This is a genomic window from Streptomyces sp. WG5 (genome assembly GCF_049974565.1).
Classification (GTDB): Bacteria; Actinomycetota; Actinomycetes; order Streptomycetales; family Streptomycetaceae; genus Streptomyces.
Genome location: NZ_JBNGGC010000011.1, coordinates 227,409 through 239,943, shown reverse-complemented (window position 1 = coordinate 239,943; position 12,535 = coordinate 227,409). Strand labels below are relative to the sequence as shown.

Annotated in this window: 15 protein-coding genes; 4 read left to right on the top strand and 11 right to left on the bottom strand. The window is 70.6% G+C overall.

The genetic code is table 11. The features are described from left to right. The 5 genes from carA to pyrR form a co-directional block, all read right to left on the bottom strand. Nucleotides 1–932: glutamine-hydrolyzing carbamoyl-phosphate synthase small subunit (gene carA / locus ACP4IX_RS14425; protein WP_426555691.1), on the bottom strand; the 932-nt coding region annotated here is incomplete at its 3' end. Then, the gene (locus tag ACP4IX_RS14420; protein WP_426526957.1) at nt 929–1,504 is read right to left on the bottom strand and encodes a hypothetical protein; all 576 of its coding nucleotides are present in this window, start codon (nt 1,502–1,504) and stop codon (nt 929–931) included. The genes carA and ACP4IX_RS14420, both read right to left, overlap by 4 nt. After that, the gene (locus tag ACP4IX_RS14415) at nt 1,501–2,787 is read right to left on the bottom strand and encodes a dihydroorotase (RefSeq protein WP_426555690.1); all 1,287 of its coding nucleotides are present in this window, start codon (nt 2,785–2,787) and stop codon (nt 1,501–1,503) included. The genes ACP4IX_RS14420 and ACP4IX_RS14415 overlap by 4 nt, the downstream gene beginning before the upstream one ends. 5 nt (nt 2,788–2,792) lie before the next feature. Continuing rightward, on the bottom strand, nt 2,793–3,773 hold the full coding sequence (locus tag ACP4IX_RS14410; RefSeq protein WP_426526961.1) for an aspartate carbamoyltransferase catalytic subunit: 981 nt from the start codon (nt 3,771–3,773) through the stop codon (nt 2,793–2,795). Between the two features lie 114 nt (nt 3,774–3,887). Next, entirely contained in the window at nt 3,888–4,517 is a 630-nt protein-coding gene (gene pyrR / locus ACP4IX_RS14405; protein ID WP_426526963.1) for a bifunctional pyr operon transcriptional regulator/uracil phosphoribosyltransferase PyrR, read from the bottom strand. A 298-nt stretch (nt 4,518–4,815) separates the two neighbouring features. On the opposite strand from pyrR, the gene bldD reads away from it, so the two are divergent. Then, a complete protein-coding gene (gene bldD / locus ACP4IX_RS14400; protein ID WP_426555689.1) occupies nt 4,816–5,319 on the top strand; it encodes a transcriptional regulator BldD in 504 nt (167 codons plus the stop codon). A gap of 163 nt (nt 5,320–5,482) precedes the next feature. On the opposite strand, the gene ACP4IX_RS14395 is transcribed toward bldD, so the two are convergent. After that, nucleotides 5,483–6,349 (bottom strand): AraC family transcriptional regulator, encoded by an 867-nt coding sequence (locus ACP4IX_RS14395; protein ID WP_426520349.1) that lies wholly within the window; start codon nt 6,347–6,349, stop codon nt 5,483–5,485. Nucleotides 6,350–6,876: 527 nt separating this feature from the next. Here ACP4IX_RS14395 and ACP4IX_RS14390 point away from each other — a divergent pair. Next, nucleotides 6,877–7,080, top strand: a complete 204-nt coding sequence (locus tag ACP4IX_RS14390) for a cold-shock protein (RefSeq protein ID WP_030039020.1) — start codon at nt 6,877–6,879, stop codon at nt 7,078–7,080. A gap of 484 nt (nt 7,081–7,564) precedes the next feature. After that, nucleotides 7,565–7,969, top strand: a complete 405-nt coding sequence (locus tag ACP4IX_RS14385) for a CBS domain-containing protein (RefSeq protein ID WP_426520351.1) — start codon at nt 7,565–7,567, stop codon at nt 7,967–7,969. A 56-nt stretch (nt 7,970–8,025) separates the two neighbouring features. Here ACP4IX_RS14385 and ACP4IX_RS14380 read toward each other — a convergent pair whose 3' ends face one another. The 4 genes from ACP4IX_RS14380 to ACP4IX_RS14365 all read right to left on the bottom strand — a co-directional run bounded on the left by ACP4IX_RS14380 (nt 8,026) and on the right by ACP4IX_RS14365 (nt 10,488). Beyond that, on the bottom strand, nt 8,026–8,385 hold the full coding sequence (locus tag ACP4IX_RS14380; protein WP_426520353.1) for a hypothetical protein: 360 nt from the start codon (nt 8,383–8,385) through the stop codon (nt 8,026–8,028). Between the two features lie 121 nt (nt 8,386–8,506). Then, nucleotides 8,507–8,845: a MerR family transcriptional regulator gene (locus ACP4IX_RS14375; protein ID WP_426520355.1), complete on the bottom strand. Its 339-nt coding sequence runs from the start codon at nt 8,843–8,845 to the stop codon at nt 8,507–8,509. A gap of 568 nt (nt 8,846–9,413) precedes the next feature. After that, nucleotides 9,414–9,962 carry a YceI family protein gene (locus ACP4IX_RS14370; protein ID WP_426520357.1) on the bottom strand — a complete coding sequence of 183 codons (549 nt, stop codon included), beginning with the start codon at nt 9,960–9,962 and terminating at the stop codon, nt 9,414–9,416. Nucleotides 9,963–10,014: 52 nt separating this feature from the next. Continuing rightward, on the bottom strand, nt 10,015–10,488 hold the full coding sequence (locus ACP4IX_RS14365; protein WP_426520359.1) for a carboxymuconolactone decarboxylase family protein: 474 nt from the start codon (nt 10,486–10,488) through the stop codon (nt 10,015–10,017). Nucleotides 10,489–10,680: 192 nt separating this feature from the next. Here ACP4IX_RS14365 and sigJ point away from each other — a divergent pair, with 192 nt between their 5' ends. Beyond that, on the top strand, nt 10,681–11,616 hold the full coding sequence (gene sigJ / locus ACP4IX_RS14360) for an RNA polymerase sigma factor SigJ (RefSeq protein WP_426520361.1): 936 nt from the start codon (nt 10,681–10,683) through the stop codon (nt 11,614–11,616). Nucleotides 11,617–11,841: 225 nt separating this feature from the next. On the opposite strand, the gene ACP4IX_RS14355 is transcribed toward sigJ, so the two are convergent. Then, complete coding sequence (locus ACP4IX_RS14355) at nt 11,842–12,486, bottom strand: TetR family transcriptional regulator (RefSeq protein ID WP_426520363.1); 645 nt, start codon at nt 12,484–12,486, stop codon at nt 11,842–11,844. Nucleotides 12,487–12,535 lie beyond the last annotated feature (49 nt).

Below are 12,535 nucleotides of genomic sequence, written 5' to 3'. Positions count from 1 at the left end.
ACCGCGAACCCGTGATTGTGCGCGGTGACCTCCACCTTGCCGGTCGTACGGTCCTGCACCGGCTGGTTGATACCCCGGTGCCCGTACTTCAGCTTGAAGGTCCCGAAGCCCAGCGCACGGCCCAGGATCTGGTTCCCGAAGCAGATCCCGAACAACGGGGTACCGCGCTCCAGAACGCCCCGCATCACGGAAACCGGGTGGTCCGCGGTGGCCGGGTCGCCCGGGCCGTTGGAGAAGAACACACCGTCCGGCTCGACCGCGTACACATCCTCCACGGTCGCCGTCGCCGGCAGCACGTGCACCTCGATACCGCGCTCCGCCATCCGGTGCGGCGTCATGCCCTTGATACCCAGATCGACCGCGGCGACGGTGAACTTCCTCTCACCGATCGCCGGAACGACGTACGCCTCCTTGGTGGCGACCTCGGCGGAGAGGTCGGCGCCGGTCATCTCGGGGGCTTCCTGGACGCGGGCCAGCAGCGCGGCGTCGTCCTGGATGGTGTCGCCGCTGAAGATGCCGACGCGCATGGCGCCGCGCTCGCGCAGGTGGCGGGTGAGGGCGCGGGTGTCGATGCCGGAGATGCCGACCACGCCCTGGGCGGCCAGTTCGTCATCCAGCGTGCGGCGGGAGCGCCAGTTGGAGGGCACGCGTGCGGGGTCGCGGACGACGTAGCCGGAGACCCAGATCTTCTTGGACTCCATGTCCTCGTCGTTGACGCCGGTGTTGCCCACGTGCGGGGCGGTCATCACGACCACCTGGCGGTGGTACGACGGGTCGGTGAGGGTCTCCTGGTAGCCGGTCATGCCGGTGGAGAACACGGCTTCGCCGAACGTGGCCCCCACGGCCCCGTAGGCACGGCCGCGGAAGATCCGGCCGTCCTCCAGGACGAGTACGGCGGGAGTTTTCACAGCTCCCCGGGTGGAGGTCGTCATCGTGCGCCTTCCGTTTCCGTCTTCTTGATCATGTCGTTCAGTGTTTCGACCCACTCGTTGTGCTCGGCCGCGTGGTCGGAGCGGAAGCCGGAGTCGATCAGCTTGCCGCCGTGCTCCCAGGTGACGACCAGGAGGCCGCCCTCGGTGAGCACCTTGCCGGCGATGCCCTTGTCGAGCCGGGCCTCGCGCAGCGCGGTGACGGGGACGAAGAAGTCGTTCGCGCCGGGGCGTACGACGTCCAGTCCCGCGTCCGTCAGGGTCAGCCCGACCCGGCTGCGGGTGCCCAGACCGTGCGCCACGATGCGGTCCAGCCACTGCCCGGCGCTGGTGGAGCCGTGGTAGCGGCCGCTCATCGTCAGTCTGGCCGGGCCCGGCTGTTCCGGCGCGGTGGGCAGCTCGGGCAGGTCGCCCTGGAGGGTGCTGCGCCACTTCCAGCCCTCGCGCATCAGCCAGTAGACGAGCGCGACGAACAGGCCGAGGCCGACGACCCAGCCGATGCGGGCGGCCCAGTCGGTCACTTCCGCCGATTCCTTCTCGGCGGCCAGCAGGATTACCGGTGCTACAGATGTCACGTGAGCTTCCCGTCGACGAGCGTGGCCTTGCCCCGCAGCCACGTGTGCGTCACACGGCCCGGCAGCTCACGCCCCTCGTAGGGGGTGTTGCGGCTGCGCGAGGCGAAGCCCGCGGGGTCCACCTGACCACGGTATTCCGTGTCGACGAGGGTGAGGTTGGCGGGCTCACCAGCCGAGACGGGGCGGCCGTGGCCGGTGGCCTGTCCGATCTGCGCGGGCTTGACGGACATCCGGTCGGCGACGCCGGCCCAGTCCAGCAGGCCCGTGTCCACCATGGTCTCCTGGACCACCGACAGCGCGGTCTCCAGGCCCACCATGCCCATGGCGGCGGCGGCCCACTCGCAGTCCTTGTCCTCGTGCGGGTGCGGGGCGTGGTCGGTGGCGACGATGTCGATCGTGCCGTCGGCGAGCGCCTCGCGCAGGGCCATCACGTCGCGCTCGGTGCGCAGCGGCGGGTTGACCTTGTAGACCGGGTTGTACGACCGGACCAGCTCGTCGGTGAGGAGCAGGTGGTGCGGGGTGACCTCGGCGGTGACGTCGATGCCACGGGACTTGGCCCAGCGGACGATCTCGACGCTGCCCGCGGTCGACAGGTGGCAGATGTGGACGCGGGAGCCGACGTGCTCGGCGAGCAGCACGTCCCGGGCGATGACCGACTCCTCGGCGACGGCGGGCCAGCCGCCGAGGCCCAGCTCGGCGGAGACGACGCCCTCGTTCATCTGGGCGCCCTCGGTGAGCCGGGGCTCCTGGGCGTGCTGGGCGACGACGCCGCCGAAGGCCTTCACGTACTCCAGGGCGCGGCGCATGATCACGGCGTCGTGGACGCACTTGCCGTCGTCGGAGAAGACGGTGACGCCGGCTGCGGACTCGTGCATGGCGCCCAGCTCGGCGAGCTTGGCGCCCTCCAGGCCGACGGTGACGGCGCCGATGGGCTGCACGTCGCAGTAGCCGGACTCCTGGCCGAGCCGCCAGACCTGCTCGACGACGCCGGCGGTGTCGGCGACCGGGAACGTGTTGGCCATGGCGAAGACGTTCGTGTAGCCGCCGCTCGCCGCCGCGCGGGTGCCGGTCAGCACGGTCTCGGAGTCCTCGCGGCCGGGCTCGCGCAGGTGGGTGTGGAGGTCGACCAGGCCGGGCAGCAGCACCTTGCCGGCTGCCTCGACCACCTCGGCGCCCTCGGCGGACAGGCCGGTGCCGACCTGAGCGATCGTCGTGCCGTCGATCAGCACGTCCTGCGGCTCGCCGCCGAGCACCTTCGCACCGCGGATCAGGGTCTTGCTCATCTGTCTTACTTCTCCTCGGGGGTGCGGGCGTGGGTCGCGGCGGGTTCGTTGCCGCCGAGCAGCAGGTACAGGACGGCCATGCGGATGGAGACGCCGTTGGTGACCTGCTCGACGGCGGTGCAGCGGTCGGAGTCGGCGACCTCCGCGGTGATCTCCATGCCGCGGACCATCGGGCCGGGGTGCATCACGACGGCGTGGTCGGGCATCTTGGCCATGCGGTCGCCGTCGAGGCCGTAGCGTCGGGAGTACTCGCGCTCGGTCGGGAAGAAAGCGGCGTTCATGCGCTCGCGCTGCACGCGCAGCAGCATCACCGCGTCGGACTTGGTCAGCGTCGAGTCGAGGTCGTAGGAGACATCGCAGGGCCAGGTCTCGACACCGACCGGCAGCAGGGTGGGCGGCGCCACGAGGGTGACCTCGGCGCCGAGGGTGTGCAGCAGGTCGACGTTGGAGCGGGCGACCCGGCTGTGCAGGATGTCACCGACGAGCGTGATGCGCCGGCCGCCGAGATCCCTGCCGAGGCCGGTGTCGCGGCCGACCAGACGGCGGCGCATGGTGAAGGCGTCCAGCAGGGCCTGGGTGGGGTGCTGGTGGGTGCCGTCGCCGGCGTTGATGACGTGGGCGTCGATCCAGCCGGAGGTGGCCAGGCGGTACGGCGCGCCGGAGGCGCCGTGCCGGATGACGACCGCGTCGACGCCCATGGCCTCCAGGGTCTGGGCGGTGTCCTTCAGGGACTCGCCCTTGGAGACGCTCGAACCCTTGGCGGTGAAGTTGATGACGTCCGCGGACAGACGCTTCTCGGCGGCCTCGAAGGAGATCCGGGTCCTCGTCGAGTCCTCGAAGAAGAGGTTGACGACGGTACGGCCGCGCAGGGTGGGCAGTTTCTTGATCGGCCGGTCGGCGACCCGGGCCATCTCCTCGGCGGTGTCGAGGATCAGGACGGCGTCGTCGCGGGTGAGGTCGGCGGCCGAGATGAGATGACGCTGCATCTGTCAGGCTCCGTAAGGCGATTCATGCGGAAGAACGGGATAATTCGGGCGGCCGGGCGCGCGCGTGGGCACACCGGGCGGGCGTACGGCACGGCTGTACGCGTTCGCGAGGTGCTAGTGGTGGGCGCCCGGGGCGGCCGGCTTCGCGCCGAGCAGCACGGTGTCGCGACCGTCCTCCTCGGCGAGCTGGACCTTGACCGTCTCCCGCAGCGACGTGGGGAGGTTCTTGCCGACGTAGTCGGCGCGGATGGGCAGTTCGCGGTGACCGCGGTCGACGAGGACCGCGAGCTGCACCGCGCGCGGGCGGCCGATGTCGTTCAGCGCGTCGAGCGCGGCCCGGATGGTGCGGCCGGAGAAGAGCACGTCGTCGACCAGGACGACCAGCCGGCCGTCGATGCCGTCACCGGGGATCTCGGTGCGGGCCAGCGCACGCGGCGGGTGCATGCGCAGGTCGTCGCGGTACATGGTGATGTCGAGCGAGCCGACCGGCATCGTGCGCTCGGTGATCTGCTCGAGCTTTTCGGCGAGCCGCCGGGCGAGGAAGACACCCCTGGTGGGAATGCCGAGGAGCACCACGTCGTCGGCACCCTTGGCGCGTTCGACGATCTCGTGGGCGATACGGGTCAGGACCCGTGCGATGTCGGGCCCTTCGAGAACGGGCCGCGCTTCGGACTGCGCGTCCCGCGGGGTGGTCTCTCGTGCGTTCTGCCGCACGTCCTGCTGATGCTTCTGCCGCTTGTCCATAGAAAACGGACCTCCTTCTCCGCCTCACGGGACGGACGTTAAAGGACGTCGAATATGCGCCACCTACGGTATCAGGCTCACAAGAGCACCTCCGACGGCACCCCGAACACTCCCCCGTCACCCTTGTGCCGCGTCCGCGTCACCCGCTCGGAGTAACGGAGGGCGGATACCACGGAAGAGCCGGTGCGGACCATTCGGCTTGACGCAGGAGAGTAACGCTGCGTAACCTCACAGTGAGTTACCAGCCGCGCGGCACGCAACACAGCAGGCCGCGTCGACACCTTGTCCGGGGAGCCATATGTCCAGCGAATACGCCAAACAGCTCGGGGCCAAGCTCCGGGCCATCCGCACCCAGCAGGGCCTTTCCCTCCACGGTGTCGAGGAGAAGTCCCAGGGCCGCTGGAAGGCCGTCGTGGTCGGTTCGTACGAGCGCGGCGACCGTGCCGTGACCGTGCAGCGCCTCGCCGAGCTGGCGGATTTCTACGGCGTTCCCGTGCAGGAGCTGCTGCCGGGCACCACCCCGGGCGGTGCCGCCGAGCCGCCGCCGAAGCTGGTCCTGGACCTGGAGCAGCTGGCCACGGTGCCGGCCGAGAAGGCGGGCCCGCTGCAGCGTTACGCGGCCACGATCCAGTCGCAGCGCGGTGACTACAACGGCAAGGTGCTCTCGATCCGCCAGGACGACCTGCGCACGCTCGCCGTCATCTACGACCAGTCCCCCTCGGTCCTCACCGAGCAGCTGATCAGCTGGGGTGTCCTGGACGCGGACGCGCGTCGCGCCGTGGCGTCCCACGAGGAGGCCTGAGGCACGACGCCTCAGCAGAAACGTGGCGCCGGGGGGGGGGGGGGGCGGGCGGGGGGGGCCCCCCCCCGGGCCCGGCCCCCGCCGAGTACTCCGGGCGGCCTTCTCCGGCCGTCCGGAGCGCTCGGTCACGCACGGACTCACGCCGACGGGGTCGACGCCGTGGTCAGCTCTGGTCCCGCTCCACCGGGAGCCACAGCTCGGCATCGGCTCCGGCGCCGTCCGGGGACAGGCGGGTGCGCAGGATCTCGGGGCCGGGGCGGCTGCGGTACGGGTTGGACGGGAACCACTGGGTGAACACGTCCCGCCACAGCTCCTGGATGGCCTGCGGCGCCGGCCCGGAGGTGGTGAAGACCGCCCAGGTGCCGGCCGGGACGGTCAGCGCCGTGGTGCCCTCCGGGGCGGCCGCTGACGTGATCACCCCGTGGTAGTAGTCGAGTTCGGTGCCTTCGGCTCGGCTCGGGTCGAGGCCGTCGCAGGCCGCGACGATGCCCTGCGGCTCCTGGTCCGAGAGTTCCTCCAGGTCTTCCAGCGTCTGCGGGCTGATCCCGCGGACGAAGTCGACGATCGCCCGGTTCGGTCCCGTGTGCACCAGTGGCACCCGGGCCTTGAGGCCGACGACGTTGAAGTCCGGCCTGTCCACTACGCGGTAGCGCATGCTGCTGTTCCCTTCGACGGTGAGGCGGAAGGCCAACCGGGGTTGGGAGACGAGCGCGGCGCCGGTGCGCCGGGCCTCGCCCGGACCGATACCGTGCATGGCACGGAACGCCCGGGCGAACGCCTCGCCCGAGCCGTATCCGTAGCGCACCGCGATCTCCAGCAGGGACCGCCGCCCCGAGAGCACCTCGGCACCCGCGACGGTGAGCCGGCGACGCCGTACGTACTCCGACAGCGGCATGCCCGCGAGCGCGGAGAACATCCGACGCAGGTGGTATTCCGAGGTGGCCGCGATGCGTGCCGCCTCGGTCACGTCGACCTGCTGGTCGAGACGGTGCTCGATGTACTCCAGGGTCTGGTTGAGACGCTCCAGCACTCCCGGTCTCCTTCCTCTTCGTGCTCACCACGCTAGGAAGGAGGCCCTTCCCCCGGCCCGACATCCTGTGCCCGATCCGGTCGGCCGCGCCGGTCGGCCGCGCCGGTCGGCTCTTCGTCCGGTGTCGTGGGTGGCAACGCGGAGCGGGGCACACCGCTGGAAAGGGGCAGTGCGTATTCCGCGCACGGGCGAGCACGGGCAAGCACGGGCAAGCACGGGGATTTTCGGACCAGCAGGGTCTGGACGGCATCATATCTGTACCCGTGAGGGGAGAGTTTGGCGGAACGTGCGGACAGTTTCCTTACAGCCCTGAACAGAGCGGAATTAGTCACCGCACACAGGCGGCCATGACGTGCTACTGTCGATACAAGTTGCAGTTGTGGTTCCCACATTCCATGTTCTTCCCAGACGGCCTCCGTGTCACGGGAAGTGCTTTTGGCGCCGGTCTTTCCGTGCGGGGTGATCATCGCGGCGACGCGGCGTCCGTGCAGTGCGGATGCCGATCACTGCCCCGAAGGAGACAAGACATGGCTACTGGCACCGTGAAGTGGTTCAACGCTGAAAAGGGATTCGGCTTCATCGAGCAGGACGGTGGCGGCGCCGACGTGTTCGCCCACTACTCGAACATCGCCGCCCAGGGCTTCCGTGAGCTGCTCGAGGGTCAGAAGGTGAGCTTCGACATCGCGCAGGGCCAGAAGGGTCCGACGGCCGAGAACATCGTCCTCGCCTGACGCCTGACGCGCACTTCGCAGCTGGGGCCCGCATCCTTCGGGGTGCGGGCCCCAGCTGCATCCGGTTTCCCGCGGTGTTCGCACCCGCGGGACGACTGCGGGGAATCAGGGAATCCAGGAACCGGGGAATCGGTGAATCGGTGAATGGGTGAATGGGGAAACCTCAGGACTGGGGGAATCCTCGGGGACTAGGAGCGGATTCCCGTCCGGGCATTCTGCGCCGATGCATTCCCTCTCGGCCTGCACCACAGCGCGCGGTCGCTTCGCATTCCGTTCGGCCTGTTTCCCGCAATTCCCGGCTCTCGTTCCCCGTGCTGCCCCTGCCGCGGAATTCCTTGATCCGTGCCGTATCGAGGAATATTCGGTGCACGGCCGTTTCGCCCGCACCTCGAACGACGACGGCGGCGCCACCAGGAGGAACGGCACCCGGAAACCGGTAACCGCCCTGATCAGGAAGCTCACCCATCTCCGCAGGAGGCACCTCTTGACGCTGGTCCAGACGCATCCCCGCTCAGCGAGCACCCACCCCGCGCACAGGACGGTTGCCGATGCCATGGACGCCGCCGGGCCCCAGGTCTGGGACGACATGACCGTCGAGGTGGCGCTGTCCGTCATGGCCGCCGCCCGCACGGGTCACCTCGTCGTCTGCGACGAGGACGGCCGGTACTCCGGCCTGGTCACCCGGGCCCGGCTCGCCGCTGTGCGGGACGGCGCCGGATACACGGACCGGGTCCGTCTGCGCGACGTCACCGACGGCTGCGGGCCCTCCGCCTCGCCGCTGACCACTCTGGCCGAGGCCGAGCACGCGATGCGGCACCGCCGGCTCGGGGCGCTGCCCGTGGTCGACGAACACGGCAACGCCCTGGGCGTCCTCGCGCTCTCCCGCTGAGCCGCGTCACCGCCGTCGGGCCCCGGCCCCCTTCGCGCGCGCCGGACAGCGGCCGGTCAGTGGTCGGAGTAGCTGAAGTCACCCACGGTCCAGGCGCTGACGTCCTCGATCGCGACGCGGTACATCCCGCCCGTCTCCGGGATCCCCACCGTGCCCTGCAGGATCCGGGCGACGTGGAAGTGCAGATGTGTGGGTGGTCCGGCCCTCTTCACGGAGGTGTCGAAGACAGCGGCGAACTCGCCCAGGCTGGCGGAGTCCGTCAGCACCTCCGCCACCCGCTGCCTCCACACGGCTTCGGGAGCCAGGCGACCGGTGATGACAGCACCACCGGTGACCACGGTCAGGGACATCTGACTGCTCTGCCCGGACTCCACAAGGGCGACAATGTCAACGATCAGCTCGTCAGGCTTCGGCATGAGACCGGATTCTATGCGCCCGCCCGTCCGGGCGGCGCTCCCCCAGGGGGATCCCCCGGGACCGCCCCGGTCCGCGGCCGCCGCCGGCACCCGTCTCGCCGGACTGCCGTCCGCGTACGCGTCAGGCGCCCGCCTGGTGACTGGACCCGACGCCACCGCGTCGCAGTTCGTCGTTGATGCGCTTGGCCTCTTCGAGCTGGTCCTCCAGGATGATGATGCGGCACGCGGCCTCGATGGAGGTGCCCTGGTCGACCATCTCGCGGGCCCGGGCGGCGATACGCAGCTGATAGCGGGAGTAGCGGCGGTGGCCGCCCTCGGAGCGCAGGGGCGTGATCAGCCGGGCTTCACCGAGCGCCCGCAGGAAGGCCGGCGTGGTGCCGAGCATCTCCGCTGCCCGCCCCATGGTGTACGCGGGGTAGTCGTCGTCGTCGATTCGGTCGAGCGGTGTGTCTGCGGTCATCTGCACCTCTGATTACGGAACGCGTCGAGGGGCCTTGGTGCCGTACGGCACCAAGGCCCCGAGGGATTTGTAACACCACCGACCGGCTAATGCGATGCCGGCCTTCTGTTTCCGCACCGGCCCCCGACGGGGGGCGGAGAGTGCGGGGATCGCGGATGCGTGACCGTGTGACCACCTTCCGTTCCGGGGCCTGCGGTACCCGGGCGGACCGTTCTCGCCCGGGCGATCCTGATGGCGTCCGCCTCCTTCTCTCTTCCTTCTGCTGAACCTCTTGGTACTGCTGGTACTGCGGAACTGCGTACTGCCGACGGCCCTGACAAGGCCACCCGCCCGGCGGCCAGCGAGGGGACCCCGGTACCTGCTCCGGCCCCGCCACTCCACCGCCGTGCACAACCTCTGTCCTGCATGCGGGCAGTTCGTGTCTGCCACGCCTCACTGACTTCCTGGCTACAACAGACACGCTAAACCGATCTCTGCCGCATGTCTACAGCAGCCATGACAGATTTCGGTCCATCCGAGTGACAGCTTGTACGCCGGTACGCCGGTAACGTCCCCGGACCCGCCCGGGTCAGGGCTGTCGCCGGACCACGCTGAGGTCGAACTCCAGCACCACCTTCGGGCTGACCAGGGCACCGGTCGCGGCGTTCCAGTTCACGCCCCAGTCGGTGCGGTCGATGGTGGCGCCGCCCTTGAGGGCGACCCGGAGGTTGCCCTGCGGATCGCTGTCGTCGCCGGTCACCTCGATGTCCACGGTGACCGGGGCGGTCACGCCGCGGATGCCCAGGTCGCCGGTGACCTTGTAGTGGGTCTGGCCGACCTGCTCCACCGCGGTCGAGGCGAAGGTGATGGCCGGGTGGTGTTCGGTGGCCAGGAACGTGCCGCGCAGCATGTCGTCGCGCCGCGGGTTGCCGGTCCGGATGCTGCTCGCCCGGATCAGGAGCCGTACGCCGGACCTCGACGGGTGATCGCCGTCCAGTCGCGCACCGCCCTCGAACTCGTCGAACCGCCCGCGCACCCTGGTGGCCAGCGTGTGCCGGGCGACGAACCCGATGCGGGTGCGGGCGGTGTCGAGGACGTAGTCGCCGGTCAGGTCGCTGAGGCTGGTGGTGGCTGCCATGCTCGGTCCCTCCTGTCGTCGTGCGCCGGTTCGGGGCGTACGGGGGCGCCGGTCACGCGAACCGGCCGGGCCGGTAGTCGCCCGCGGGCCGCTGGACGATGACGTTCAGCCGGTTGAGCGCGTTGATCAGGGCGATGACCGACACCAGGGCGGCGAGCTGGTCCTCGTCGTAGTGCTTGGCCGCGTTCGCCCAGACCTCGTCGGGGACGCCGCCGGCGGCGTCGGCGATGCGGGTGCCCTGCTCGGCCAGCTCCAGGGCGGCGCGCTCGGCGTCGGTGTACACCGTGGCCTCCCGCCATACGGCCACCAGGTCGACGCGCTGCCGGGTCTCCCCGGCGTGCACGGCGTCCTTGGTGTGCATGTCGACGCAGAAGCCGCAGCCGTTGATCTGGCTGACGCGGAGCAGTACCAGTTCCCGTGTCGCCGGCGGCAGCGCCGAGGCCGCGAGCGCCTTGCCCGCCGAGACGATGTGCTTCAGGAACGTGGCCGAGCCCGGGTGGGCGAAGAAGTCGAGACGGGCGTCCATGGTGATCTGATCTCCCCTTTGTGCCGCGTAGCCGTTCCCACCCCGTGGCGACGGGGTGAGCGGGACCGTGCTGGTCTTGGCAGTACGACGAGGCGGCCCCGCGGATTGTGAGGTGGCGCCCCCGCCTCACGTTTCGGAGGGCTGTCTCGTCGTACTGGTGACGGCGGACGCGGCCAAGGGAGCGGCAACACCATGAAGACCCAGTCGGAGCCAGGAGACGGACCGCTCGATCCGGGCCTGGGCGCGATCACGAGCGAACGACGCCGGCTGATCAATCTCGCGTACCGGCTGCTCGGCTCGCTGACCGACGCCGAGGACGTCGTGCAGGAGACGTACACCCGCTGGTACGCCATGTCACCGCAGCAGCAGAAGGCCGTCGAGGCCCCCGGCGGCTGGCTGGCGAAGGTCGCGAGCCGCATCTGCCTCGACCAGCTCGGCTCGGCCCGGGCCCGGCGCGAGCGCTACGTGGGCGAGTGGATCCCGGAGCCGCTGCCGGACGCCGCGGAGTGGGCCGACGGGCGGCCTGGCGGCCGGGCCGCCGACCCGGCCGACCACGTCACCCTCGACGAGTCGATCACCATGGCCTTCCTCGTCGTGCTCGACTCGATGACCCCCGCCGAACGTGTCGCGTTCGTCCTTCACGACGTGTTCCGTTACCCCTTCGCCGAGGTGGCGGAGATCGTCGGCCGTACGCCGGCGGCATGCCGGCAGCTGGCCACCTCGGCCCGCCGCCGCCTGCGCGCGTCGCGGGCTCCGGCGACTCCGGCCGCCCAGCGCGCCCGTGTCGTCCGGGACTTCCGGCGGGCCTGGGACGCCAAGGACATCGACGCCCTCATCGGCCTCCTCGACCCCGGGGTCTCGGCGATCAGCGACGGCGGCGGCCGCGTCAGGGCGGCGCTCGCCCCGGTCGAAGGCGGCGAGCGGGTCGCGCGCCACCTCGTCGAGCTCGCCGAGCGGGCACCCGGCCTGGTGCTGCTGGAGCGTACGGTCAACGGCCGGCCCGGTCTGGTGCTGCGGCTGGAGGATGCCACCGTGGCGGTGATGTCGTTCGACGTCACCGGTGACCGGATCACGCGCATCTGGGGAGTGCGGAACCCCGAGAAGCTCCGGCCCTGGACCGGGTTCTAGACAGGGGGTGCCGTTCGGATCGGGCCGGCCCCGGGCAACGGTGCCCTGCGACGGCCCGAGCGGGGTCCGGTGCGTGCACTGCGAGGCGGGGGCGGGCGACCGGGCGGAGCCCTGGCGGCCGGCGGTGACGCCGCTGGGGGCACCGCCCACGCCCTTCGGGCAGTGCGGGAGCACGTGCCGGACCCCGCGACCCCGCGACCCCGGCAAGATCCGAACGCGCACCCGCTAGGCCCGCCCGTACTCCGCGAGGGCCGGTGTCAGCAGGTCGAAGGCGCGCGGTGCCTCCCGTGTCAGGACCTCCGCGATCTCCGGGTTCGTGTGCCCGGCCAGCGTCAGTTCCTGGATGCGGGTGAAGAGGACGCGGTGGACTCCGCCCAGCAGGGCCGCGGCCGTGCGGGGCGTGATGTCGTCGGGTGGGGTGGCCGTCGATCCGGCCAGGACCGCGGCCAGCGCGTCCTCCCTCCGGTCGTGGAGGCCGCGCAGGCAGGCGGTGAGGGTGGGACTGTCGGCGATCATGCGGGTGAAGGCCGGGCCGGCGAAGCCCGCGACGGGGTCCTGGGCCTCCACGGCCGCCAGGAAGGCGGTGCGCAGGGCCGTCAGCGGGGTCTCGCCCGGCTCGCGCGCGGCGACCGTGCCGGCCAGGGCGGCGACGAACTCGTCCTGGTGGTCGAGGGCCAGGTCTTCCTTGTGCGGGAAGTAGTTCGTCACCGTCTTCTTGGCGACGCGGGCGGCGTCGGCGATCTCGGCGATGGTCGTGCGCTCGAAGCCCCGCTCGATGAAGAGCCTGGTCGCCCGGTCGGAGATCAGCTGCCGCGTCTCGCGCTTCTTGGTCTCACGGAGACCCAGCTCCGTCGGTGTGTTCGGATCCATGAGGGAATCTTACCCCTGATGTATTTTTGCGTTGACAGTCAGTATCGCT